This window comes from Kribbella sp. NPDC058245 (assembly GCF_042882005.1).
GTDB lineage: Bacteria > Actinomycetota > Actinomycetes > Propionibacteriales > Kribbellaceae > Kribbella.
This window is the reverse complement of sequence record NZ_JBHVWY010000013.1, coordinates 147784-171871: the sequence shown is the minus strand read 5'-3', so window position 1 is coordinate 171871 and position 24088 is coordinate 147784. Positions and strand designations below refer to the sequence as shown.

Sequence of the window (24088 nt, the reverse complement as noted above, 5' to 3'; positions counted from 1 at the left end):
TACGACGAGTTTAATGGAGGAGCAGTGGAGATCCGGGACATCCGCGCAGTGCTGTTCGACATGGATGGCACCCTCGTCGATTCGGATGCGGTCGTCGACCGGAGCTGGAGCACCTGGGCAACGGAGTACGGCCTCTCGCCGGCCGAGGTGCTGGCGGTCGCCCACGGCAACCCGGCGGCGGCCACCGTCGCGCAGTTCCTGCCCGACCTGACCGACTCCGAGCGTGCTGCCGCGGGCACCCGCGTCCTTGAACTCGAGACCGACGACGTCTCCGATGTCGTGCCGACCCCCGGTGCGCACGAACTGATCGCGACCCTCGAACGCCTCGGCCTGCCGTGGGCGGTCTACACGAGCGCCCCGGACGTGCTGGCCAAGGTCCGGCTCGCCGCCGCGGGGATCGCGCCGTCGATCCTGGTCACCATCGACGACGTCGCCTACGGCAAACCCAACCCTGAGGGCTACCTCCGCGCCGCCGAGCTGGTGGGTGTCGAGATTCAGCGCTGCCTGGTCGTCGAGGACACGCCCGTTGGTCTGGCTGCTGGCAAAGCCTCAGGCGCCACCACCGCCGGTGTGAAGGGCATCCCGGCCGACATCCGGCTGCCGGACCTCCACCGCCTCGTCCAGCTGTTCACCGAATGACCGCGCGGTCCGAGGAGCTGCAGATCGGGATCAGCCTCTCCTCACTGGGCTATCTGCTCGCAGGCCTGGGCGCCTGCGTCGCCATCCTCGCCCGCGACCTCCACGAGCCCACTGGTCGGCTGGCCCTGCTCTCGTCCGCCTTCGCTGTCGGTCTGGTGATCGTGGCCGCAGTAGGCCCCCGACTCCTGCGCGCCTGGTCGATCGGCGTCGTACTGCGCGCTGGCTCCGTCATCTGCGCCGTCGGTGCCGCACTGCTCGCTCTAGCTCCCGTGTACGCCGTTGTGGTCGTCGGCGGGCTCTGTATCGGTCTGGGCGGTGCACTGCTTGTCCTGCTCGCCCCACTGATGCTCCACGGGCCTACTGCCGCTGCACGGCTCAGCCGCGTCAATGCGGTCTCCAGCGCAGCCGGCATCCTCGCCCCGCTCACCATTGGCCTGATCGACGCTCTCGGGATCACCGGTCGCGTCGCCATGCTGGTCGCCGTACCGCCGCTGCTGATCCTGGCCACCGTCAAAGGCCCGGACGTCGTACCGCCTGTCCTGTCCGAAGCACCCACTGGTCACGCGGTCGGCCGGACCGTGGCCCTCGGCTGGCTGCGCGTCGTACTGGCTGTTGGTGTCGAGTTCTGCTTCGTCGTCTGGGCAGTGGCTCGGCTGGTCGACTCCGGACTGACCCTGGCCGTCGCAGCCCTCCTCGGCAGCAGCTTCCCGATCGGAATGGCCGTGGGACGGGCAATCGGCCCAGTCCACTGGCGCTCGGTGCCCCCGGTGGTCATCGGCGGCAGCCTCGCGATCATCGGCACCCTGTTTGTCAGCCTGCTCAACGCGCCCGCCCTGATCGCCCTCGGCCTGATCATCGCCGGCATCGGCGTCGCCCCGCTCTACCCGGTCACCCTCGCAGCGCTAGTAGCGATGCCCGGCCTCAGCCCCACCCGCCTGGCAGCCCTCGGCGCCCTCGCCTCCGGCACCGCCATCCTCATCACCCCAGCCGCCCTGGCAGGCCTAGCGCGCCTCGTCGATCTCCGCCTGGCCTACCTGATCACCATCCCGCTGCTACTGATCCTCTTCGCCCTCAGCCGCAGCGTCAGGCCGGTAGTCCGTACTTCCGTAGCAAGTCGGTGAGGGCGTCCGGTCCGGCGGTGTTGAGGTCGTAGACCTCGGCGTTGATACCGATGGAGCGGGCGCCTTCGACGTTCACCGAGAGGTCGTCGACGAACAGGACCGAGGAGGCTGGAGCGCCGGTCGCCGACAGGATCGCGCGGAAGTAGGCCGGGTCGGGTTTGCGGAGGCCCAGGTCGCACGAATAGAACGACTGGTCGAACCAGTCGCCGTACCCGCGCTCCTGCATCACGTCGCGGCGGTAGGCGTGCTGGTTGGTGGCCAGGTGGCACTTGATCCCGGCCTGGCGCAGCTTCTGGATCAGCTCGACCACCACCGGCTCGGCGGCGAACCAGCTCCACGGCTCGAGCACCTCGTCGAGGCTCGCCGTGACGTGCCAGCGCTTCAGTACGCCGCCCACCGCGTCCCGGAACTCCTCCTTGCCCACGAGCGCGGGCCCCTCGGACAGCATCAGGTCGTTGATGAAACCTTCGCCGTCACCGGCGACCATCGCGTGCAGCCGGCCGGTCCAGTCCTGGGTGCCGCGCTGGATGACGCCGTCGGCGTCGAAGAGGACAGTAGTGATCTCGGGCGTCATAGGAACTCATCCTGTCAGCCCCACCCCTTGACCGGTTAAGCCGGTATGCGCTTACCTAATGGCTACGTAAACACGATCGGACAGCTTCCAACAGAAAGCGCCGGGTGAGGCGTATGCCGCTGAGCAGAAGGACGTTCCTCGCAGGCGGTGCCGCCGCCGCTGCCGTGGGGCTGACCGGATGTGGTTCCCGCAGTTCGCTGGGGACCGCGAGCGAACTGAGTATGTGGACCTGGGTCGGCTCGGTCAACGACGACCTGATCGCGCAGGCCGAGAAGGCGATCCCCGGGTACGACGGCCTGAAGCTGTCGATGACCCGGATCGGGAGCAACTACAAGACCAAGGTGCTGACCGCGCTGGCCGGCAAGTCCCTGGTGCCCGACATCGTCGCGATCAACGACGACGTCGCGACCTACTTCCCGAACGCGGACCAGTTCCACGACCTGTACGAGCTCGGCGCCCGGGACCGGGAGGCGGACTTCCTGCCCTGGAAGTGGAAGCTCGGCGTCACCCAGAACAAGATGATGGCCTACCCGATGGACACCGGTCCGACCGCGCTGTTCTACCGCAGCGACCTTCTGCAGAAGGCCGGGGTCGACGTCGATCCGGCCGCCCTCGCCGAGCAGGCGCCGGACTGGGACACCTACATCGCCCTCGGCAAGAAGATCCAGCAGGCGGCTCCCGGCTCCGCGATCACCGACAACGTGAACAGCATCTTCGCCTACCGGATGGCGCAGGCGCCGAAGCGGTACATGAGCGCCGACGGTCAGTACATCGGCGATCAGGACCACGTGCGGGAGGCGTTCGATCTCGCCGTACGGGTGGTGAAGGAAGGGCTGTCGGCCAACGCTCAGGACGGGTCGACGGACGCCAAGGCCATCATCAGCAACGGCAAGCTGGTCGCGTTCAACGCTGCGGTCTGGTGGGCGCAGCTCGGACCGAAGAACGCGGCGCCGAAGACGAAGGGCCTGTGGCGGGTGACGGCGGCTCCTGGTGGACCCGGCAACCGCGGTGGCTCGTTCCTCGCGATCACGAAGTACTGCAAGAACCCGGCCGCGGCGTTCGCCTTCATCAGTTGGCTGGAGTCGGCGAAGAACCAGGCCCAGGCCTTCCTCGACCCGGTGCTGTTCCCGTCCACGCCGGCCTCCTACACCGACTCCCGGCTGAGCGCGCCGGACGAGTTCTTCGGCGGGCAGCAGATCGTGGACGTGTTCGCCGAGTCCGCGAAGAAGTACCCCGGCGCGTACTTCTCGCCGTACGACTCGATCATCGGTTCGCCGCTCAGCGCCGAGCTGGTCAACGTCGAGACCGGCGGCAAGGCGCCGGACCAGGCGTGGAAAGACGCCCAACGGCAGATCGAGCGGGAACTGACCCGGGCGGGGGCGATCTGAGATGGCGGTCAGCAAAGCTCTCCCGGCCACTGTGCACACGACCCAGGAGACCGACGAGAAGCCGCCGAACAAGGTCCGGCAGGCGTTCCCGCAGTACGCGGCGATCTCGCCGTTCTTCATCCTGTTCGCGGTCTTCGGGGCGTTCCCGATCCTGTTCTCGATCTGGATCTCGTTCCATTCCTGGGACGGCATCGGGTCGATGAAGTGGGTCGGACTCGAGCAGTACAGCTACCTGCTCAGTGATCCGACGTTCTGGAAAGCCATCGGCAACACGATGATCATCTGGGTGCTGTCGACGGTCCCGATGCTGCTGCTCGCGCTGGTGATCGCGAACGCGCTGCACAACGCGACCCGGTTCCGCACCTTCTACCGGATCGCGTACTTCATCCCGAACGTCACCTCGGTGGTCGCCGTCACGCTCGTCTTCGGGTCGATCTTCAGCAACAACTTCGGTCTGCTGAACGCGTTCCTGCAGTCGATCGGGCTCGCCAAGTTCGACTGGCTGACGCAGCCGTGGGGGATCAAGATCGCGATCGCGACGATCGTCACCTGGCGCTGGGTCGGCTACAACGCGATCATCTACCTGGCCGGGTTGCAGGCGATCTCGGCCGATGTCTACGAGGCCGCCAAGATGGACGGCGCGAGCCCGCGGCAGACGTTCTGGCGGATCACCGTGCCGATGTTGCGGCCGGTGATCCTGTTCACCGCGGTCACCTCGACCATCGGCGGGCTGCAGATCTTCACCGAGTCGCGGGTGCTGTTCGGCGACACCAACAACATCGGCGGTCCGGGCGACGCAGGCATGACGATCGTCTCGTACCTCTACCAGAGCGCGTTCATCAAGAACCAGTTCGGGTACGGCGCCGCCATCGGCTGGGCGCTGTTCATCCTGATCGTGCTGTTCAGCATCATCAACTGGCGGCTGATCGGCGGCAACGACGACGAACGCGTGACGAGCCGGGCCAAACGCCGGGTGGAACGCAAGATCGCCGTACAGAAGGAGGCTGCTGATGACGCCCGCTGAGCGCCTGCGCAGCACCGTCGGTCACGTCGTGCTGATGCTCGGTGTCGCGGTCTCGCTGTTCCCGTTCTACTGGATGGTCGTGATGGCCTCCAACACCACACCGGACATCTTCGCCTACCCGCCGAAGCTGTGGATCGGCTCGCACCTGTTCGAGAACATGGGCAAGGTGCTCGACAACGTCGACTTCTTCGGTTCGATGCTGCTCACGCTGATCGCCTCGGTGTCTGTCACTGTGCTGGTGCTGTTCTTCGACTCGCTGGCGGCCTTCGCGTTCGCGAAGTACGAGTTCCCCGGCCGCAAGGTGCTGTTCGGGTTGCTCTTGGCAACTTTCATGATCCCGGCCCAGCTCTCGCTGGTGCCGCAGTTCGTGACGCTGGCGCAGTTCGGGTGGATCGGATCGCTGAAGGCGCTCATCATCCCCGGGGCCGCGAACGCGTTCGGCATCTTCTGGATGCGCCAGTACGCCGCGGGCGCGATCCCGGACGAACTGATCTCGGCCGCCAAGGTCGACGGCGCCGGCTTCTTCCGGCAGTACCTGAGTGTCGGTCTGCCGGTACTGCGGCCCGGCATGGCCTTCCTCGGCATCTTCACCTTCATCAACGTCTGGAACGACTACCTCTGGCCGTTGATCGTGATGACCGACCCCAACCGGCTCACCCTGCAGGTCGCGCTCGACCAGCTCAACGGCCTGTACAACACCGACTACTCGATGGTGATGGCCGGAGCGTTGATGAGTGTGATTCCGTTGATCGGGGTCTTCCTGATCGGCGCCCGCTCGTTCATCGCCGACCTCGCGGCCGGCGCCATGAAGTCTTGACCGTCCTCAAAAACCTGACGAGGGATCTCCTTTGACTGACAGCAAACTCCGCTGGGGCATTCTCGGGACCGGGAACATCGCGTCCCGCTTCGCCGAGCAGGTGCCGACCTCACCGGCCAACGAGGTGGTCTCGGTCGGCAGCCGGTCGCTCGCCTCCGCCGACGAGTTCGGCAACCGTTTCGACATCCCGACCAGGCACGGCTCGTACGACGCCTTGCTGGCCGACGAGACCGTGGACGCGATCTATGTCGCGACGCCGCATCCGATGCACCCCGAGTGGGCGATCAAGGCGGCTGACGCGGGCAAGCACGTGCTGTGCGAGAAGCCGCTCGCGATCAACAAGGCCTGGGCCGAGGCGATCATCGAGGCGGCGGTGCGCAACGACGTCTTCCTGATGGAGGCGTACATGTACCGCTGCCTCCCGCAGACCAAGCTGGTCGCCCAGTTGGTCCGCGACGGTGAGGTCGGCAAGGTCCACCAGATCGAGGCGACGTTCGCGTTCAACGCCTCCTTCAACCCGACCAGCCGCATCTACGCCGACGAGCTCGCGGGCGGCGGCATCCTCGACGTCGGCGGCTACCCGGTCTCGTACGCGCGCCTGATCGCCGGCGCCGACCGAGGACTCCCGTACGCCGAACCTGCCGCCGTGAACGCGGTCGGGACAGTGGGGGAGACCGGCGCTGACGAGTGGACCGCCGCGACGCTGTTCTTCGACGGCGGCGTCACCGCGCACGTCACGACCGGCGTCCGGCTCGGCGACCAGAACCAGGTCCGGATCGTCGGCAGCAAGGGCTACCTGATCGTCGAGGACCCGTGGTTCGGCGGCGACGGCAAGCCGACGCACGTCACCCTGCACAAGGTCGGCGAGAGCGTGCGCGAGATCTCGGCCGAGCCCGCGCTCATCTACGCGGCCGAAGCAGAGGCGGTCGCCGCGGCCATCTCCGAACGCCAGGCACCCGAGATGAACTGGGCCGACACTCTCGGCAACCTCACGGTCCAGGACGCTTGGCGGGCGGCGATCGGTCAGCAGTACGCGATCGAGCGCGACGACGCCGCGATCCCGACCGCGAGCGGCCGGCCGTTGGCCCGACGTACCGATGCCCCGATGAAGTACGGGACCGTCGCCGGCCTGGACAAGCAGGTCTCGCGGGTCGTGATGGGCGTGGACAACCAGTACAGCCTCACCCACGCCGCCACGGTCTTCGACGACTTCGTCGAGCGTGGCGGGACGACGTTCGACACGGCCTATATCTACAGCGGCGGGTACGGCGAGAAGCTGCTCGGCCAGTGGATGAAGACGCGCGGCAACCGCGACGAGGTCGTTGTCATCGGCAAGGGTGCGCACACCCCGCACTGTGATCCCTCCTCCATCACCAGCCAGCTGGAGGAGAGCCTCGGGCGGCTGCAGACCGACCACGTCGATCTGTACCTGATGCACCGCGACAACGAGGAAATCCCGGTCGGCGAGTTCGTCGACGTACTGGATGAGCACTTCAAGGCCGGCCGGATCAAGGCGTACGGTGGGTCCAACTGGTCGCTCGAGCGATTCGACGAGGCCAACGCGTATGCGACGGCTCATGGAAAGCAACCGTTCACGCTGCTGAGCAACCACCTCAGCCTCGCGCGAGCGTACGACGTACCGTGGGCCGGGTGCCGGCATGTGTCGGACGACGAGTCGCAGGCCTGGTTGCGGGACCGTCAGGTTGCGCTGTTCCCGTGGTCGAGTCAGGCCCGCGGATTCTTCACCGGACGGGCGAAACCCGAGGACCGGTCGGACGAGGAACTGGTCCGCTGTTTCTACTCCGACGAGAACTTCCGTAGACTGGACCGGGCCCGGGAGCTCGCGGCCGCCAAGGGAGTCGAGCCGACCGCGATCGCACTGGCCTGGTTGCTGCATCAGCCGTACCCGGTGTTCCCGTTGATCGGGCCCCGGCACATCAGTGAGACGCGGACCTCGACGCCTGGTCTGACAGTGTCGCTGACTGACGAAGAAGTGGCGTACCTCACTGCGTGACGAGCGTAGGTTGACCGAATTGGTCGAGCCCTGACACCCATGTAACATGGTTTGTCGGTGTCACGACCCTGAACACGGAGAATCATGTCTAAGAAGTGCGATGTCTGCGGCAAGCAGCCGACGTTCGGCAACAGCGTTGCCCGCCTGGGTAAGGGCGCGATGATCCGGCGGGTCAAGGCTCGTACGCCCCGCCGTTTCAACCCCAACATCCAGCCGGTCCGGGCGATCATCAAGGGAACCCCGACCCGCATGAAGGTCTGCACGTCCTGCATCAAGGCCGGCAAGGTCCAGCGCGTAGTCGGCTAGTCGACCGCCTGCAAGTCTTTCCGTGTAGGGCTGACACAGGCGCCTCGGGTTTCGACCCGGGGCGCCTTGTCGTGTTTCTCCTGTCCAGGGCCGTGGGGTGGGGAAAGAGTTAGCGCCGTCTGCGGGCTACGACCGTGATTTCGTTGCGGTTGTGGTGGAGCTGGCGCGCGTGCAGTACGTCGTACTCCGCGCCCAGGACGTCTAGTCCGCGGCGGGCGCCGTCGAGCGGGTTCTTGCCGCCGCCCTTCAGGGTCACCACCGCGAGTCCACCGGCCTTGAGGTGCTGGGCCGCGTCGAGCATCATCCGGGCGCTCAGCACCTGGTCCATCCGCATGTCGTTCACCGCGACGTCGAACCTGGTCCGGTTCTCGGCGAAGAACCGGCCGGCGGTCGTCGCCGCGTGATGGATCCCGCGGTCGCCGTGCAGCCGCTCGTCCAGGTAGCCAGGGTCCACCGACCACACCTCCTGCCCATGCAGCCGCAGGATCCGCGTCCAGCCGCCTGGTGAGGCGCCGAGGTCGACCGCCTTGCCACCCGGCGGCAACTCCAGCCCGAAGGTCGCGATCGCCTCTTCCAGCTTGAACTCCGACCGCGAGACGCGTTCCTCACCTCTCGCGAGCCGCATCCGCCCACCGGGCCAGTCCGACAGGCTGTCCGCCAGCCGGTTCACGCCGAGCAGCACCGCACGCGGGCTCTCGAAGCACGAGACCACCCACTCCTGACCGGACCGGGTGACTCCCACTCCGCGCTCGGCCAGTGCCTCCTCGATCCGGTGGTAATACGTCCCGCCGGTCCCCGCGCGATCCGTCCACGCCTGCACCGCGAGCATCTTCGGATACACCGGCAGCTCGCTCAGAATCATCTCGGCCAGCTCGTAACCAGGCGGCAACTCGTCCAGGCTCGCGACCTCGTTGGTCAGATGCCGGACGAACATGATCCGCCCCGAGTCACAAGCCTCGGCCAGCTCCTGCACCCCCGGGCCGGTTACCCGCCCGATATCCGCACCGACCCGCTGAAACGGCACCTTCCCGAACTCGGCACGGATCTCCCGCACAGCCCACTCGTAACTGTCACCCGCAACCGAGAACAACACATTCACCGCCCGACCGTACCGAAGCCCACCCCACATCCCCCCATCCGCAACCCCACACCCACCCGCCCGCGCCCATCACCCCGTCCGCGAGCGCCCGACTCCCGCCGTACCGGACCTTGAGCACCCACCAACCACCTCCGCCCCCACCGAATGGTTGACCCGTGCTCAAGGTGCCGCCGGCGTGGGACTTTGTGCACCCACCAACCACATCCGCCCCCACCAGATGGTTGAGCGGTGCTCAAGGTGGACTTGTACCGGCTGAGGGTGAGGCGCCGGGCCGGGGGAGACGCTTGGGGGCGGGTGGGGCGTTAATGTTCCGGGCGTGGAGGAATTGACGGTCGGGGTATTGCGCGCTTGGGCTCGGACCGCGCTGGTGGAGTTGGGACGGGCGCGGACCGGGATCGACGAGCTGAACGTGTATCCGGTACCGGACGGGGACACGGGGACGAACCTCTACCTGACCTGGGAGGCGGCTTGTGAGGCGCTGCCCAAGGGGGAGCTGACGTTCGCGGAGGCGGTGCAGGCGTTCGGGCGCGGCGCGCTGCTCGGGGCGCGGGGGAACTCGGGGGTGATCACCTCGCAGCTGGTTCGGGCGTGTGGGATGCGGCTGGCCGAGAACCTGCCGCGGGACCAGGTGACCGACGGCGTACTGGCTGATCCGCGGATGAGTGAGGCGGCTGCGTTCGCCGATGCGCTCACGTACGCCGCTGATGCCGCGTACGGCGCGGTCGCGGAACCCGTCGAGGGGACCATGCTTACCGTCGCCCGGCAGGCCGCCAACGGGGCGATGACCGCGGCCAACGACGGCAAGAGCCTGGCGGATGTCTGCCTGGCCGCAGTGGCGTCCGCACGGCAGGCGCTCACCAAGACGACCGAGCAGCTCGACGTACTGCGCCGGGCCGGGGTGGTCGACGCCGGGGGAGCCGGCCTGGTGGTGATCCTCGGTGCCATGGAGTCGGTGCTGACAGGTCGGACCGTGACGATCGACGTACCGGCCCGGGTCGAACCGCAGGAGGTTGCCGGTGACCTGAGCCCGGAGGGGCCGGCGTACGAGGTGATGTACCTCCTGGACGCCGCTGACGAGGCTGTCGGGGACTTCCGGCGGCAGCTGGCAGCCCTGGGTGACTCGGTGGTCGTGGTCGGCGGAGACGGCCTCTGGAACGTCCACGTGCATGCTGACGACGTCGGTACGGCGATTGAGCTGGGCATCGCGATCGGCCGCCCGCACCGGATCCGGGTCACTCATTTCAGTAAAGATCAGCAGAGCGCTGACCAAGCGCATCATGAGCCGCCTCCCGGCCGCGCGGTGATCGCGGTGGTCGCCGGGGAAGGACTGGCCGACCTGTTCACCGAGGCCGGTGCCAAGGTCGTGGTCGGTGGACCGGGGCGACGGTGTTCGACCGGCGAGCTGCTGGCCGCGATCGAGAAGTCGAAGGCGACCGAGATCGTGCTGTTGCCGAACGACAAGGACTCCATCGCGGTCGCCGAGGCAGCCGCCACGGCGGCCCGCCAGGACGGCATCCGGGTTGCCGTGATCCCCACTCGGGCCCAGGTCCAGGGGCTGGCGGCGATCGCCGTACATGATGCTGCTGCGAGCTTCGACGACGACGTCGTGCACCAGTCCGCGGCCGCCGGGCAGACCCGGCATGGTGCGGTCACGATCGCGGTGAAGGAAGCCTGGACGATGGCCGGCCGTTGCCAGCTCGGCGACGCACTCGGCGTGATCGATGGTGACTTTGTCCTCATCACCCAGGACATCACCGAGGCCGCGCTCGGCGTTGTGGACCGGCTGTTGGGCGGTGGCGGTGAGCTGCTGACCATCGTCACCGGCCGCGACGCGGACCCCGAATTGGCCGCGGCGATCGAGCGGCACGTGCGCAAGCAACGCAAAGATGTCGATGTCGTGGTGTACGACGGAGGGCAAGACAGGTACCCGTTGTTGATCGGGGTCGAATAACTGTGTTCAATCAAATGGCAGACATGGACCGCAAGCTCCGCGATTTCGTCGGAGCCAAGACGGCCAAGACTTTTGCAGACGTGCTCGCCATCGAGACCGTCGGCGACCTACTGCGCCATTACCCGCGGCGCTACCTGAAGAAGGGCGAGTTGACCCCCTTCGACGAGCTCGAGGTCGGCGACCAGGCGACGGTCAACGGCCGGGTCAAGAAGGTCACCGTGCGGTCGCTCGACACGAAGGCCGAGATCCCGCTCGTCGAGGTGCAGAAGTGGACCCGGCGCAAGACGCTGACCAAGGTCGTGGTGACCGACGGCAAGCACGACCTGGAGCTCGCGTTCTTCAACCAGCCCTGGCTCGCCACCAAGCTCACGCCCGGTACGGCGGCCCTGTTCTGGGGCGAGGTGACGATGTTCCGCGACATCATGCAGCTCAAGGGCCCGGGTACCGAGATCCTCGACGACGAGGATCTCACCGAGGCCGAGATCGAACGCCGGGCCCGGCCGTTCCGTCCGCTCTACCCGGCGACCGCGAAGTTGCCGACCGCAACGATCGAGCGCAGCATCAAGATCGTTCTGGACAACCTGGGTGAGGATCTCGAGGATCCGGTCCCGGAGCTGATCCTGCGCAAGGAGAAGCTGCTCGGCCTGGTCGAGGCGCTGCAGAAGGTGCATCTGCCCGATACCGAGAAGGACATCAGCGACGCCCAGAAACGCTTCCGGTTCGAGGAGGCGCTGGTGATGCAGACGATCCTGGCGCAGCGCCGTGCGGTCACCGATGCGCTGAAGGCGGTCGCGCGGCCGCGAACCGCCGGCGGCCTGCTCGACGAGTTCGACAAGCGGCTCCCGTTCTCGCTCACCGCCGGCCAGGCCGAGGTGGGCGAGGAGATCTTCGCCGATCTGAAGCGGCCGCACCCGATGCACCGGCTGCTGCAGGGTGAGGTCGGTTCCGGCAAGACGGTGGTGGCGTTGCGGGCGATGCTGTCCGTGGTCGACAACGGCGGCCAGGCCGTCCTGCTCGCACCGACCGAGGTGCTCGCCACCCAGCACCACAAGACGCTGATCAAGATGCTCGGTGACCTGGCCGAGCAGGGCATGCTCGGTGGCGCGGAGCATGCCACGAAGGTCGGTCTGCTGACCGGTTCGCTCAACGCGGCAGCCCGCCGTACGGCGATGTTGGACGCCGCGAGCGGAGCCGCCGGAATCGTCGTCGGCACCCATGCATTGCTTGAGGACAAGGTGCAGTTCGCCGACCTCGGGCTCGTGGTGGTCGACGAGCAGCACCGGTTCGGCGTCGAGCAGCGAGCGGCGCTGAGCGCGAAATCCGGCGAGAACACCCCGCACGTGCTGGTCATGACGGCGACCCCGATCCCGCGGACAGTCGCGATGACCGTCTTCGGCGATCTGGCGGTGTCGACGCTGACCGAGCTCCCGGCCGGTCGCTCGCCGATCCAGTCGTCCGTCGTACCGGCCAAGCAGAAGCCCGAATGGCTGGAGCGGGCTTGGGCGCGGGTCCGCGAGGAGGTCGGCAAGGGCCACCAGGCGTACGTCGTCTGTCCGCGGATCGGTGACGACGTGAAGAACGCCGCCGACGAGGAAGGCGATCTCGCGGCGGGCGACGAGGGCGGCGACGGGAAGAAGCAGGCCCGGCCGCCGATCTCGGTGATGCAGGTGGCCGAGGCGCTCGGCGAGATCCTGCACGACCTGCGGGTGGAGATCCTGCACGGCCGGTTGCCGGCCGACGAGAAGGACGCGGTGATGACCCGGTTCGCGGCCGGCGAGGTCGACGTGCTGATCGCGACCACGGTGATCGAGGTCGGCGTCGACGTACCGAACGCCTCGACGATGGTGATCATGGACGCCGACCGGTTCGGCATCTCGCAGCTGCACCAGCTGCGCGGCCGGGTCGGCCGGGGCAAGGTGCCCGGGCTCTGCCTGCTGGTCACCGACCTGTGGGACGGTACGGCGTCGTACGGGCGGCTGGCCGCGGTGGCGTCCACCACGGACGGGTTCGAGCTGTCGCGGATCGACCTGGAGACCCGCCGCGAGGGCGACGTCCTGGGCGTGGCTCAGTCGGGCAAGCGGAGCAGCCTGAAGCTGCTGAGCGTGCTGCGGGACGAGGACCTGATCTTCACCGCCCGCCACGTGGCGCAGTCGCTGATCTCGGTCGACGCGGAGCTGGCCGAGTACCCGGCGCTGCGTTCATTCGTGCAGAGCGCGCTGGCATCCGAGTCCACCGAATACCTGGAGAAGACGTGACACGTGTCATCGGGGGAGTGGCGGGCGGCAGGCGGATCGCCGTACCGCCGGGGGATGGGACGCGGCCGACGACCGACCGGACCAGGGAGGCGTTGTTCTCGTCTCTCGAGGCGGAGTTCAGCAGCTTCGACGGGGTCAAGGTCCTCGACCTGTACGCCGGTTCCGGGGCGATCGGCCTTGAGGCGCTCTCGCGGGGAGCGGCCAAGGTGGTGCTGGTCGAGTCGGACCGCAAGGCGGCCGAGGTGATCACGGCGAACATCAAGGTGGTCGGGCTGCCCGGGGTGACCGTGCTGAGCCGGCCGGTCGAGAAGCTGGCGGCAGGGGAGCCTCTGGCGGAATTCGACCTCCTGTACGCCGATCCGCCGTACAAGCTGGAGACCGCCGAGCTGCAGGACGTGCTGGTCGCCCTGGCGGCCAACGGCTGGCTGGCCGCTGACGCCTTCGTGGTGGTCGAGCGCGGGAAGCGGGAGCCGTGGGAGTGGCCGGAAGGGTTCACCGGGCTGCGCGACCGCAAGTACGGCGAGGCCCGGCTTTGGTACGGTCACCGCCATGGCTAAGGCTGTGTTTCCGGGCTCGTTCGACCCGCCGACCATCGGTCACCTGGACGTCATCGCCCGCGCGGCCGGCGCCTTCACGGAGCTGATCGTCGCGGCCGGGGTGAACCAGTCCAAGAACCGCCTGTTCAGCGACGCCGAGCGGGTCGAGATGCTGACCGAGCTCGCGGAGCCGTTCCCGAACGTCCGGATCGCCACCTTCGACGGGCTGCTGGTCGACTTCTGCACCGAGCAGGGGGCGGGCGTGATCGTGAAGGGTCTGCGGACCGCGGCCGACTACGACTACGAGCTGCAGATGGCCCACCTGAACCGGCGGATGACCGGTGTCGATACGGTGTTCCTGCCGACCGCCGCCGAGCACGGCTTCATCTCCTCCAGCTGGGTCAAGGAGATCTCCAAACTCGGTGGCGACGTGTCCTCCTTCGTGACGGCGAGTGTTCACACACGGTTACTGGCGAAACACCGATAGGCCCCGAATTGGGTGTCCGGCCAGGTAGTTGATAATGTGGTCTACCGGTCTCGTTGAGACCGAGATTTATGCCTGCCCACGCCTGAAAGGGATGTCCTGAGCGTCTTGGATCCGCGGTCCCCACTCGTGATCGACACGCACGAGCTGTCACGCCGCGCCGGGTCCCAGCGCGAAGTCTCCTTCACGGCCGCAGCACCGGCAGATCTCGGTATCGATGTGATCGGCGTCCCCGAGGGCGACCCGATCCAGTTCGATCTACGGCTGGAGTCGGTTGTCGAAGGGGTGCTCGTCTCCGGATCGGCCGCCGGCCGGCTGGTCGGGGAGTGCGCGCGGTGCCTGGTCGATATCGAGGACGAGTTCCTCGCTGACGTCCAGGAGCTGTACGTCTACCCGGAGAGCGAGGCCGAGCCGGATGAGGCCAGCCGGATGGAGGGCGATCTGATCGACCTCGAGCCGGCATTGCGGGATCAGGTGGTGCTCGCGCTACCGTTCCAGCCGCTGTGTTCGGACGACTGTCCGGGACTGTGCCCCGAGTGTGGGGTGCGCCTGGTGGAGGAGCCCGGTCACCAGCACGAGGACGGGGGAGACCCCCGGTGGGCCGCCCTGGGCGGACTGCTGAAGAACGACCAGCAAGACAACTGAACACCGAATACACGCACACCAGCCGGCCGGGTCAACCAGCCCCCGGCCGAACCGAGGAGTCATAACCGTGGCCGTTCCGAAGCGGAAGATGTCGCGCAGCAACACCCGCAACCGCCGGGCTCAGTGGAAGACCACTGCCCCGTCGCTGGTGACCTGCGTGAACCCCGCCTGCCGCGCCAAGCACCTGCAGCACACCGTTTGCCCCACCTGCGGCCAGTACGGCGCCAAGGGCGAGCGTCGCCAGGTCGTCGAGAGCTAAACGGCACTATCAGTGAATTCATCAGTCGACGCCGGGCCTGACCCGGCGCATGGGGGGCCCTACGCCGAGCTGAACGTACGGCTCGGCGTAGCGCTGGCTGACAATTTGCTGGAGCACGCCTTCACCCACCGCTCGTTCGCGTACGAGAACGGTGGGTTGCCGACAAACGAGCGGCTGGAGTTCCTCGGGGACTCCGTGCTCGGGGTCATCGTCACGGAGTCGCTGTTCCGCAACCATCCGGACCTCTCCGAGGGCCGGCTGGCCAAGCTGCGCGCCGCCGTGGTCAACATGCGTGCGCTCGCGGGGGTCGCCCGGGAGCTCAAGCTGGGCAAGTACCTGCGGCTCGGCCGCGGGGAGGAAGCCACCGGCGGCCGCGACAAGTCGTCGATCCTGGCCGACTGCGTCGAGGCGCTGATCGGCGCCGTCTACCTGGACCGTGGGTTCGAGGTGGCCGGCATGGTCGTGCACCGGCTGTTCGACGACCTGATGGAGTCCTCGGCCCGGCTCGGCGCCGGCCTGGACTGGAAGACGTCGCTGCAGGAGCTGGTCGCCCAGCTCGGTGTCGGCGTCCCGGAGTACGTGATCGCCGAGTCCGGTCCCGACCACGCCAAGACGTTCGAGGCGCGGGTGCGGATCGGTGCGGAGACCTACGGTCACGGCATCGGCCGCAGCAAGAAGGAAGCCGAGCAGCAGGCCGCAGAGACCGCCTGGAAGGCCCTGCGCGCCGCGCATCCCGACAGCACGGATCCTTCGCAGCAGCCCTAGTATCCACAGGTGCCCGAGCTCCCAGAGGTAGAGGTGGTCCGCCGAGGTCTGGCGGACTTCACCACCGGCCGCACCATCGATGCGGTCGAGGTCCTGCACCCCCGTCCGGTACGGCGTCATCTCGCCGGACCGGACGATTTCGTGGCCCGGCTCAAGGGGCAGGTCTTCGCCGCGCCGGCCCGGCGCGGAAAATACCTCTGGCTGCCGCTTGCCTCGGGTGACGCGGTTCTCACTCATCTCGGCATGAGCGGCCAATTCCGTGTCCAGCCGGTCGGCGCGCCCGACGAGGCCCATCTGCGGGTCCGGTTCCGGTTCGCCGACGACGGCGGAGAGGTCCGGTTTGTGGACCAGCGGATGTTCGGTGGTCTGTCGTATTCCGAAGGTGGCGCCGAGCTCCCGGATGAGATCGCCCACATCGCCCGGGACCCGTTCGATCCTCTGTTCGATCCGGAGGCGGCCGCGGCCGCGCTGCGGCGCCGCAAGACCGGTCTCAAACGAGCGCTGCTGGACCAGACCGTGGTCAGCGGGATCGGGAATATCTATGCCGACGAGGCCTTGTGGCGCGCGAAGCTGCACTACGCCAGAGCCACGGACTCGCTGAAACCCTTACAGGCAAGGGAAATTCTCCGCCATGCCCATGAGGTGATGGCCGCGGCGCTGGGGGTCGGCGGGACCAGTTTCGACGCCTTGTACGTCAACGTGAACGGCGAGTCCGGCTACTTCGAACGCGGCCTGAACGTCTACGGGCAAGAGGGTTCGCCGTGTCCGCGGGACGGCCGGCCGATCCGCCGTGAGCCGTTCATGAACCGTTCGTCGTTCCGGTGCCCGAGATGTCAGCCGGTACCGCGGCTGGTCCGCTGGTAAGCGAGGTATTGTTAATAAGTGTGGCCCAGGTTGACCGTCGGCCTCGCCGGTGTCACCCTGAAAGACGGTACACATTTTCGGCGCACCCTATCGTGTCTTGACTGCGAGGGCGCGCATACCCGGCCAGAACCCTTCCGGAGGACAGCACAATGGCCAAGGCTCTTTTAGGGCACCTTGGAGGCACTGACCCGCGCATGCTCGAGCAGGTTCGTCTGCTCAACCGGCGTGTCGCCGATCTGGAGGCGCACGTGATGCGCCTGCAGGCAGAGAACGACCATCTCGTCGCACAGGTCCATGAGGGCCGGCTGCTGACAGTCGACGAGGCTCTGCGTACGCCTGCCACGGTCTGACGACCCTGGTCGCGACCAGCTCCGGTCGCACCCTGCACGCTCAAACCGCACGATGGACGGCGGTGGCCCCCGTCCGGGCCTCCGCCGGTTGTGCTTGTCCCGATGTTGTGCTCCCACCACACCTTGCCTGCCGTTCCGACCGGTAGGCCTCCACGGTTTCGCGGACAGCGTTTTGTAGACTGTGCGACGGAACTACTTCCCCGGGTAGCGACAGCGTTACGAGTTGCGACGGTTCCTTCGGTATCGTCTGTCCTTTCACGGGTTGGAGAGCATCGCTTTGTATCTGAAGAGCATGACGCTCCGAGGCTTCAAGTCGTTCGCGTCGGCCACGACGATGAACTTCGAACCGGGGATCACCTGCATCGTCGGCCCGAACGGCTCCGGTAAGTCCAACGTCGTCGACGCCCTCGCCTGGGTGATGGGCGAGCAGGGCGCGAAATCCCTGCGTGGCGGCAAGATGGAGGACGTCATCTTCGCCGGCACCTCGGGCCGCGCCCCGCTGGGCCGCGCCGAGGTGGTGCTGACCATCGACAACACCGACGGCGCGCTCCCGATCGAGTACGCCGAGGTCACGATCAGCCGGACGATGTTCCGCAACGGCGGCTCGGACTACCAGATCAACGGCCAGAGCTGCCGGCTGCTGGACGTCCAGGAACTGCTCAGCGACTCCGGTATCGGCCGCGAGATGCACGTCATCGTCGGTCAGGGCCAGCTCGACTCGATCCTGCGCGCGACCCCGGAGGGCCGCCGCGGCTTCGTCGAGGAGGCCGCCGGCGTCCTGAAGCACCGCAAGCGCAAGGAAAAGGCGATCCGGAAGCTGGAGGCCACCGAGGGCAACCTGCACCGGCTCGGCGACCTGATCGCCGAGATCCGCCGCCAGCTGAAGCCGCTCGGGCGCCAGGCGGAGGTGGCGCGCCGGGCCGTGACGATCCAGGCCGAGGTCCGCGACGGCCGCTCCCGGCTGCTGGCCGACGACATCGTCCAGGCCCAGTCCGCGCTCGAGGCCGAGCTGGCCGACGAGGCGCGGATGACAGAACGCCGTACCGAGATCGAGGCCAAGCTGCGCGAGGCGCGCGACCTGGAGGCCGAGCTCGAGGAGGCGCTCCGCGAGGACGCGCCGGCCCTGCAGGCCGCCCAGGACACCTGGTACCAGCTGTCCGGGTTCGGCGAGAAGATCAAGGGCACCGCCCGGATCGCCGCCGACCGGATCCGCTCGCTGAACGACGAGGCCGACGACGGTCCGCGCTCTGGGCGCGACCCCGACGAGCTCGAACTGGAGGCCGCGCGGGTCCGCGAGACCGAGGCCCAGATCGAGGCCGAGGTCGAGGCTCATTCGGAGCTGCTGGCCGAGTCCGTCGAGCGCCGTCAGGCGCTGGAGAACCAAGAGGCCGAGGAAGACCGCCGGATCTCGGCGCTGATCCGGGCCGCCTCCGACCGTCGCGAGGGCCTGGCCCGGCTGACCGGCCAGGTGAACGCGCTGAAGAGCCGCGCGGCCGCCGCCGAGTCCGAGATCGGCCGCCTGGCGACGAACATGAACGAGGCCGAGGCGCGGGCCGCCAAGGCTCAGCACGACTTCACCGCGCTGGAGACCCAGGTCGCCGGGCTTGACGCCGGTGAGCGTGGCCTCGACGATCAGTACGAGGCGGCTCAGTCGGTTCTGGACGAGCTGGACGAGCGGCTGGCCAAGCTGCGCGCCGAGGAGCGGGACGCCGAGCGTGAGCGGACCGGTCTGAGCGCGCGCAAGGAGGCGCTGGAGCTGGGCCTGAACCGCAAGGACGGCGCCGGTGCCCTGCTGGCCGCCTCCGAGCAGATCGCCGGCCTGATGGGTTCGGTCGCGGCGCTGCTGAGCGTGCGCTCCGGGTACGAGACGGCCATCGCGGCCGCTCTCGGTGAGGCCGCCGACGCGGTCGCCGTCACCCACGCCGACGCTGCCTTGGCCGCGGTCGGCCACCTGAAGGAGCACGACCTCGGCCGCGCCGGGATGCTCCTGGGCGACGCCCCGGCCGACGACTACGCGACCTGGCCAAGCCTTCCGTACGGCGCCTTGTACGCCGTCGATGTCGTCGAGTGCCCGCAGAACCTGCGACCCGGCCTGCGCCGGCTGCTCCGCAAGGTCGCGGTCGTCGACGACGTCGCCGCGGCACAGTCGCTGGTCAGGAACCTGCCCGACGTCACCTGCTCGACGCGGGCGGGCGACGTACTGGGGGCGCATTTCGCGTACGGCGGTTCTGACGCCGCGCCGAGCCTGATCGAGGTGCAGTCGGCGGTCGACGAGGCCGCGGAGAAGCTGATCGAGGCGACCGCGCGCAGTGAGCGGCTGCGGTTCGAGCTGTCCGGGATGGAGGACGAGCGCTCCCGGCAGAAGGAGTCCGTCGAGATCACGCTGGCCCGGCTGCACGAGTCGGATGCCGCGATGGCGGCGGTGGCCGAGCAGCTCGCGCACTTCGGGTCGCTGGCCAAGGCCTCCCGCGGTGAAGCGCAGCGGATGGCCGAGGCGATCGCTGCGGCCGAGGCTGAGCGCGACAAGAACCTGTCCGGTCTGGCCGAGCTCGAAGAGCGGCTGAACGACGCCGAGATGTTCGACGAGGACGGCGACGAACCGGACACGTCAACGCGTGACCAGCTCGCCGAGGCCGCCAAGGCCGGGCGGGCAGCCGAGATGGAGGCGCGGCTCGCGCTGCGCACCACTGAGGAGCGGGCCCGGGCGCTGTCCGGCCGGGCCGACCAGCTGGAGCGTGCAGCTCGGCAGGAGCGCGAGGCACGTGCCCGCGCGATCGCCCGTGCTGCCCGCCGGGCACGGCAGTCCGAGGCCGCGCAGGCCGTGCACCTGGCGACCGGCCACGTGCTGGCCCGGTTGGAGCACTCGCTGCAGCTGGCGGCGTCCGAGCGGTCTGCGATCCAGGCGCAGCGGTCCGACCGTGAGCAGGCGCTGTCGCAGGCGCGCTCCGCGACCCGGAACCTGAGCTCCGAGCTGGAGCAGCTGACCAACACCGTCCACCGCGACGCGCTGGCCCGGGCCGAGCAGAAGATGCGGCTCGAGCAGCTGTACGAGAAGGCGCTTGGTGAGCTGGGCATCGCAGTCGAGGCGCTCGTCGCGGAGTACGGGCCGGACAAGCTGGTGCCGCCGCTGCCCAAGGACGGCGACGACAACACCCTCGAGCTCGAGGGCGAGCCGTTCGACCGGGCCAAGGTCGAGAAGCGGCTCAAGTCCGCCGAGCGGTCCCTGAACCAGCTCGGCCGGATCAACCCGCTCGCGCTCGAGGAGTTCGACGCGATGGAGGAGCGGCACCGCTTCCTGTCCGAGCAGCTCGAGGACCTGCGCAAGTCCCGCCGCGACCTGATGGACATCGTCAAGGAGGTCGACGACCGCGTCGAGCAGGTCTTCACCGAGGCCTACCGCGACGTCGAGATCGCCTTCCAGCACGTCTTCAGCCGGCTCTTCCCCGGCGGTGAAGGCCGCCTGATCCTCACCGACCCCAGCGACATGCTCGCCACCGGCATCGACGTCGAGGCCCGCCCGCCCGGCAAGAAGGTCAAGCGCCTCTCGCTGCTGTCCGGCGGTGAGCGCTCCCTGGTCGCGGTCGCCTTCCTGGTCGCCCTCTTCAAGGCCCGCCCCTCGCCCTTCTACATCCTGGACGAGGTCGAAGCGGCCCTCGACGACACCAACCTCGGCCGCCTCCTGGAGATCTACGAAGAGCTCCGCGAGAACAGCCAACTCCTGGTCATCACCCACCAGAAGCGCACCATGGAGGTCGCCGACGCCCTCTACGGCGTCACCATGCGCGGCGACGGCGTCTCCGCCGTCATCTCCCAACGCATCCGCGAACCCGAACCGGTGTAGCCGGTGGTCGGGCCGGTCCGCCCCCGGCCGCCCACCAAGCGCCCCCGCCCCGCGCCGCCCCAACCATTTGGTGGGTGGGCCCACGGCGTTGTGGGTGGGCTAACCGCATGCAGTGGGCTCACCCACAACCGGGTGGGTCAGCCCACCAAATGGATGACGGCGCCGGGCGGGGCTTGCGGTTTTTGAGACGACCGGTCATATTGGGGACATGGCCAGGCGGAGTATGCGGGAAGAGATTCTGGGGGCGGGCGTCGAGCTGTTCCTGGAGCGGGGGTTCAATGCGGCGGCGGTGAAGGACATCACCGACCGGGCGGGGGTGCCGAAGGGGTCGTTCTACAACCACTTCGAGAGCAAAGAGGCGCTGGCCGAGGTGGCGCTGGAGCGGTACGGCGAGACGCGCCGGATGAGCGAGCTGGGTGACCGGTCGGTGCCGCCGGTGGAGCGGATGCGCCGGCACTTCGAGTTCCTGCGGGACGAGTTGCCGGAGTTCACCAAGGGGTGCATGTACGGGAACTTCGGGGCCGAGGTGGTCGACCACAGTGAGCCGTTGCGGAAGCGGGTCAAGGGCAACTGGGACTACTGGGCCGACGTACTGACCGAGGCGATCAAGCAGGGGCAGGCGGACGGATCCATTCGTACGTCGCTCGATCCGCACCAGGCGGCGTATTACCTGACCAGCGCCTGGGAGGGCACGTTGTTGCGGGCCCGGGCGGACAAGACCGCCGAGGCCTTCGACGTCTTCTTCGCGGTCACCTTCGACGCGTTGCTGGCCTGATTTCAGCCGCCCTCGGGTGCGGGCGGCTTTGCTTTGACCAATACAAGATGACCGACCGTCTTAGAGGAGAGATATGGCTACCTATCGCGCGATCGAGGCTCTGGACGGAGCCTTCACGCAGGTAGAGCGTGAGTTGTCAGCGCCCGGCGCCGGTCAGGTCCGGATCCGGGTGGAGGCCTGCGGCGTCTGTCACAGCGATGTCCTGGGCGTGCACAACCTGAACGGCAGCCGGTCCGCCGGTACGCCGGTCGTCCCCGGCCACGAGGTGGTCGGGTGGATCGACGAGGTCGGCACCGGGGTCGAGGCGTGGGCCATCGGCCAGCGGGTCGGCGTCGGCTTCCTCGCCGGGCACTGCGGTGTGTGCGAGAACTGCCGGCAGGGCGAGTTCGTCTACTGCACAAATCAGCCAGTCACCGGTGACACCATCGACGGCGGGTACGCCGACTACCTCACCGCGCCGGTGAGCGGACTGGTCGCCGTACCGGAGGAGTGGGACGCGGCGGAGGCTGCGCCGCTGCTCTGCGCGGGGATCACTGTGTACAACGCGCTGCGTAAGGGCGCGGCCCGGCCGGGTGGGCTGGTTGCGGTGCAGGGCATCGGCGGTCTTGGCCACCTCGCCATTCAGTACGCCGCCAAGCTCGGTCTGCGGGTGGCTGCGATCGCCCGCGGCGAGGACAAGCGTGAGCTGGCTCTGAAGCTCGGTGCGACCGACTACATCGACAGCTCGGTCGTCGACCCGGGCAAGGCACTGCAGGAGCTCGGCGGCGCTCAGGTGATCGTCGCGACCGCGGCGAGCGGTGCCTCGATGACACCGCTGGTCGACGGGCTCGGCGTGCGCGGCAAGTTGGTCGTCGTCGGTGCGGCGGCCGACCCGATCGAGGTCACCACCGGCTCGCTGATCTTCGGCGGCCGGTCGATCGAGGGGTCGCTGACCGGCACCCCGAGCGAGAACGAGGAGAACCTCGCGTTCGCCCTCGCCCACGATGTCCGGCCGATGGTCGAGCGGGTCCCGCTCGAGCAGGCCGCCGGCGCCTACGACCGGATGATGTCCGGCGCGGCCCGGTTCCGGATGGTTCTCACGACAGGAGCAACACGATGAAGGTAGTACTGAAGGCCCGCGGCGAGCTGCTCGACAACGCGGTGCTGGAGACCGGTGCCGGAACGCTCGGCCCGGACGACGTGGTGGTCGCGATCGAGGCGGCCACGATCAACCCGGTCGACTCGATGCTTGCCAGTGGCAACTATGGCTACCAGATCGAGACGCCGTTCGACCTCGGCACCGAGGGGATCGGCCGAGTGACCCAGGTGGGGAGCGCGGCCGACGCCGGCCTGCGTGGACGCCGCGTGCTGATCAAGCCGAACTACGAGCAGGGCACCTGGGCCGACGAGGTCGTGGTCAAGGCGGCGAACGTCGTACCGATCACGGACGAGGGCGACCCGCTGCAGCTGGCGATGCTCGGTACGAACCCGCTGACTGCGCACCTCGCGCTGACGAAGTTCGTCGACCTGAAGCCGGGGGACTGGGTCGGTCTGAACCTCGGAAACTCGGCAGTGGGTCAGTACGTCACCGCACTGGCGAAGCATGCGGGCTACAAGACCCTGAGCGTCGTACGGCGGCCGGAGGCGGCGGAGGGGTTGCAGTCCGACGTCGTACTGGTCGACGGGGACGACCTCTCGGGGCGCATCCGGTCCGCACTGGGGACGGACCGCTTCGAGCTAGTGGTCGACGGCACCGGAGACTCGACGGTGGGCGCACTGGCGCAGTGGGCCGCGTTCGGCGGCACTGTGGTCAGCTACTCATCGGTGACCGGCCAGGCGCCTGCAGTCGGCCTTGGTGACCTCATCTACCGGCAGCTGCAGGTGCGCGGAGTGTGGATCCCCAACTGGCTGGAGCAGGCTCCTGCCAGCGAGATCCAGCAGACGTACGACGCTCTGGCCCAGCTGACCGTGGACGGGGTGCTGCAGACGCGGGTGGAAGCGGTCTACCCGGTGGCGGAGTACGCGAAGGCAGTGGCGCACTCCCAGCAGCCGGGCCGGAAGGGCAAGGTCCTGCTCAGGCCGTGATGGTCATCGAGGCGAGCTGATCACCCTGGACGTCGAAGGTGAAGTGGGACGGGCCGTTGAAGCCGTCACCGCCCACCTGGGTGACCAGGGTGATCGGGTTGCCCGGTGTGGAGACCTGAGTGTCGGTGAACGTCGCGCGCTTGCCGATCAGCTCGTTGTCGCTCCACGACCGGATCTGTTCGGGTCCACGGAACTGGCGGCCCCAGTCGTCGACGTACCCGTCGGCGGCGAAGGCTGCCACGAACGCCTCGTTGTCCTGCTCGTCGATCGCGGTGAGCGCACGCTGGACCGCGGCCGGGATCTCTTGGCTCATAAGC

The 24088-nt window shown here is 68.1% G+C and carries 23 protein-coding genes; 20 read left to right on the top strand and 3 right to left on the bottom strand.

All coding sequences use genetic code 11. The features are described 5' to 3' along the window. Positions 1-24 precede the first annotated feature (24 nt). Together ACFVWG_RS28550 and ACFVWG_RS28545 are read left to right on the top strand one after the other, a co-directional pair. On the top strand, positions 25-639 hold the full coding sequence (locus ACFVWG_RS28550; protein ID WP_391546502.1) for an HAD-IA family hydrolase: 615 nt from the start codon (positions 25-27) through the stop codon (positions 637-639). Beyond that, positions 636-1760, top strand: a complete 1125-nt coding sequence (locus ACFVWG_RS28545) for an MFS transporter (protein ID WP_391546501.1) — start codon at positions 636-638, stop codon at positions 1758-1760. The genes ACFVWG_RS28550 and ACFVWG_RS28545 overlap by 4 nt, the downstream gene beginning before the upstream one ends. Here the strand turns inward: ACFVWG_RS28545 and ACFVWG_RS28540 are convergent. Next, positions 1723-2334, bottom strand: coding sequence for an HAD-IA family hydrolase (locus ACFVWG_RS28540; protein WP_391546500.1), 612 nt, complete (start codon positions 2332-2334; stop codon positions 1723-1725). The two genes, ACFVWG_RS28545 and ACFVWG_RS28540, sit on opposite strands and share 38 nt — an antisense overlap. A 113-nt stretch (positions 2335-2447) precedes the next feature. On the opposite strand from ACFVWG_RS28540, the gene ACFVWG_RS28535 reads away from it, so the two are divergent. The 5 genes from ACFVWG_RS28535 to rpmB all read left to right on the top strand — a co-directional run bounded on the left by ACFVWG_RS28535 (position 2448) and on the right by rpmB (position 7883). After that, positions 2448-3722 (top strand): ABC transporter substrate-binding protein, encoded by a 1275-nt coding sequence (locus ACFVWG_RS28535; RefSeq protein WP_391546499.1) that lies wholly within the window; start codon positions 2448-2450, stop codon positions 3720-3722. Position 3723: 1 nt separating this feature from the next. Further along, positions 3724-4746, top strand: a complete 1023-nt coding sequence (locus ACFVWG_RS28530) for a carbohydrate ABC transporter permease (protein WP_391546498.1) — start codon at positions 3724-3726, stop codon at positions 4744-4746. Beyond that, positions 4733-5563: a carbohydrate ABC transporter permease gene (locus ACFVWG_RS28525; protein WP_391546497.1), complete on the top strand. Its 831-nt coding sequence runs from the start codon at positions 4733-4735 to the stop codon at positions 5561-5563. The genes ACFVWG_RS28530 and ACFVWG_RS28525 overlap by 14 nt, the downstream gene beginning before the upstream one ends. A 31-nt stretch (positions 5564-5594) precedes the next feature. Next, positions 5595-7577 (top strand): aldo/keto reductase, encoded by a 1983-nt coding sequence (locus tag ACFVWG_RS28520; protein WP_391546496.1) that lies wholly within the window; start codon positions 5595-5597, stop codon positions 7575-7577. Positions 7578-7661: 84 nt separating this feature from the next. Then, on the top strand, positions 7662-7883 hold the full coding sequence (gene rpmB, locus ACFVWG_RS28515) for a 50S ribosomal protein L28 (protein WP_184830723.1): 222 nt from the start codon (positions 7662-7664) through the stop codon (positions 7881-7883). Positions 7884-7992: 109 nt separating this feature from the next. Here rpmB and ACFVWG_RS28510 read toward each other — a convergent pair whose 3' ends face one another. Continuing rightward, positions 7993-8982, bottom strand: a complete 990-nt coding sequence (locus ACFVWG_RS28510; RefSeq protein ID WP_391546495.1) for an SAM-dependent methyltransferase — start codon at positions 8980-8982, stop codon at positions 7993-7995. A gap of 316 nt (positions 8983-9298) precedes the next feature. Between ACFVWG_RS28510 and ACFVWG_RS28505 the strand changes: the two genes are divergently transcribed. The 13 genes from ACFVWG_RS28505 (at position 9299) to ACFVWG_RS28445 (ending at position 23771) form a co-directional block, all read left to right on the top strand. Beyond that, positions 9299-10933 carry a DAK2 domain-containing protein gene (locus ACFVWG_RS28505; RefSeq protein ID WP_391546494.1) on the top strand — a complete coding sequence of 545 codons (1635 nt, stop codon included), beginning with the start codon at positions 9299-9301 and terminating at the stop codon, positions 10931-10933. Positions 10934-10947: 14 nt separating this feature from the next. Beyond that, positions 10948-13188, top strand: a complete 2241-nt coding sequence (gene recG / locus ACFVWG_RS28500) for an ATP-dependent DNA helicase RecG (RefSeq protein ID WP_391546493.1) — start codon at positions 10948-10950, stop codon at positions 13186-13188. Next, positions 13185-13745 carry a 16S rRNA (guanine(966)-N(2))-methyltransferase RsmD gene (gene rsmD, locus ACFVWG_RS28495; protein WP_391546492.1) on the top strand — a complete coding sequence of 187 codons (561 nt, stop codon included), beginning with the start codon at positions 13185-13187 and terminating at the stop codon, positions 13743-13745. The genes recG and rsmD overlap by 4 nt, the downstream gene beginning before the upstream one ends. Continuing rightward, positions 13738-14211 (top strand): pantetheine-phosphate adenylyltransferase, encoded by a 474-nt coding sequence (coaD, locus tag ACFVWG_RS28490; RefSeq protein ID WP_391546491.1) that lies wholly within the window; start codon positions 13738-13740, stop codon positions 14209-14211. The genes rsmD and coaD overlap by 8 nt, the downstream gene beginning before the upstream one ends. Positions 14212-14337: 126 nt before the next feature. After that, entirely contained in the window at positions 14338-14853 is a 516-nt protein-coding gene (locus tag ACFVWG_RS28485; RefSeq protein ID WP_391546490.1) for a YceD family protein, read from the top strand. 67 nt (positions 14854-14920) lie between these two features. After that, positions 14921-15112: a 50S ribosomal protein L32 gene (gene rpmF / locus ACFVWG_RS28480; RefSeq protein WP_131355175.1), complete on the top strand. Its 192-nt coding sequence runs from the start codon at positions 14921-14923 to the stop codon at positions 15110-15112. 12 nt (positions 15113-15124) lie between these two features. After that, positions 15125-15877 carry a ribonuclease III gene (rnc, locus tag ACFVWG_RS28475; protein ID WP_391546489.1) on the top strand — a complete coding sequence of 251 codons (753 nt, stop codon included), beginning with the start codon at positions 15125-15127 and terminating at the stop codon, positions 15875-15877. Between the two features lie 9 nt (positions 15878-15886). Beyond that, on the top strand, positions 15887-16741 hold the full coding sequence (gene mutM / locus ACFVWG_RS28470) for a bifunctional DNA-formamidopyrimidine glycosylase/DNA-(apurinic or apyrimidinic site) lyase (RefSeq protein WP_391546488.1): 855 nt from the start codon (positions 15887-15889) through the stop codon (positions 16739-16741). Positions 16742-16935: 194 nt separating this feature from the next. Next, a complete protein-coding gene (locus ACFVWG_RS28465) occupies positions 16936-17091 on the top strand; it encodes a hypothetical protein (RefSeq protein WP_238176310.1) in 156 nt (51 codons plus the stop codon). 292 nt (positions 17092-17383) lie between these two features. After that, positions 17384-20932, top strand: coding sequence for a chromosome segregation protein SMC (gene smc, locus ACFVWG_RS28460; protein ID WP_391546487.1), 3549 nt, complete (start codon positions 17384-17386; stop codon positions 20930-20932). A 208-nt stretch (positions 20933-21140) separates the two neighbouring features. Beyond that, positions 21141-21707 (top strand): TetR/AcrR family transcriptional regulator, encoded by a 567-nt coding sequence (locus ACFVWG_RS28455; protein WP_391546486.1) that lies wholly within the window; start codon positions 21141-21143, stop codon positions 21705-21707. A 73-nt stretch (positions 21708-21780) separates the two neighbouring features. After that, positions 21781-22806, top strand: coding sequence for an alcohol dehydrogenase (locus ACFVWG_RS28450; RefSeq protein ID WP_391546485.1), 1026 nt, complete (start codon positions 21781-21783; stop codon positions 22804-22806). Continuing rightward, positions 22803-23771 (top strand): zinc-dependent alcohol dehydrogenase family protein, encoded by a 969-nt coding sequence (locus ACFVWG_RS28445; RefSeq protein WP_391546484.1) that lies wholly within the window; start codon positions 22803-22805, stop codon positions 23769-23771. Before ACFVWG_RS28450 ends, ACFVWG_RS28445 begins: the two co-directional genes overlap by 4 nt. On the opposite strand, the gene ACFVWG_RS28440 is transcribed toward ACFVWG_RS28445, so the two are convergent. After that, entirely contained in the window at positions 23761-24084 is a 324-nt protein-coding gene (locus ACFVWG_RS28440) for a nuclear transport factor 2 family protein (RefSeq protein WP_391546483.1), read from the bottom strand. The two genes, ACFVWG_RS28445 and ACFVWG_RS28440, sit on opposite strands and share 11 nt — an antisense overlap. Positions 24085-24088: the final 4 nt, after the last annotated feature.

Coding starts and splice junctions, on each gene's coding strand:
- ACFVWG_RS28545 (WP_391546501.1), top strand. CDS start 636: ATGACCGCGCGGTCCGAGGAGCTGCAGATCGGGATCAGCCTCTCCTCA.
- ACFVWG_RS28540 (WP_391546500.1), bottom strand. CDS start 2,334: ATGACGCCCGAGATCACTACTGTCCTCTTCGACGCCGACGGCGTCATC.
- ACFVWG_RS28535 (WP_391546499.1), top strand. CDS start 2,448: ATGCCGCTGAGCAGAAGGACGTTCCTCGCAGGCGGTGCCGCCGCCGCT.
- ACFVWG_RS28530 (WP_391546498.1), top strand. CDS start 3,724: ATGGCGGTCAGCAAAGCTCTCCCGGCCACTGTGCACACGACCCAGGAG.
- ACFVWG_RS28525 (WP_391546497.1), top strand. CDS start 4,733: ATGACGCCCGCTGAGCGCCTGCGCAGCACCGTCGGTCACGTCGTGCTG.
- rpmB (WP_184830723.1), top strand. CDS start 7,662: ATGTCTAAGAAGTGCGATGTCTGCGGCAAGCAGCCGACGTTCGGCAAC.
- recG (WP_391546493.1), top strand. CDS start 10,948: ATGGCAGACATGGACCGCAAGCTCCGCGATTTCGTCGGAGCCAAGACG.
- coaD (WP_391546491.1), top strand. CDS start 13,738: ATGGCTAAGGCTGTGTTTCCGGGCTCGTTCGACCCGCCGACCATCGGT.
- ACFVWG_RS28465 (WP_238176310.1), top strand. CDS start 16,936: ATGCTCGAGCAGGTTCGTCTGCTCAACCGGCGTGTCGCCGATCTGGAG.
- smc (WP_391546487.1), top strand. CDS start 17,384: ATGACGCTCCGAGGCTTCAAGTCGTTCGCGTCGGCCACGACGATGAAC.
- ACFVWG_RS28455 (WP_391546486.1), top strand. CDS start 21,141: ATGGCCAGGCGGAGTATGCGGGAAGAGATTCTGGGGGCGGGCGTCGAG.
- ACFVWG_RS28450 (WP_391546485.1), top strand. CDS start 21,781: ATGGCTACCTATCGCGCGATCGAGGCTCTGGACGGAGCCTTCACGCAG.
- ACFVWG_RS28445 (WP_391546484.1), top strand. CDS start 22,803: ATGAAGGTAGTACTGAAGGCCCGCGGCGAGCTGCTCGACAACGCGGTG.
- ACFVWG_RS28440 (WP_391546483.1), bottom strand. CDS start 24,084: ATGAGCCAAGAGATCCCGGCCGCGGTCCAGCGTGCGCTCACCGCGATC.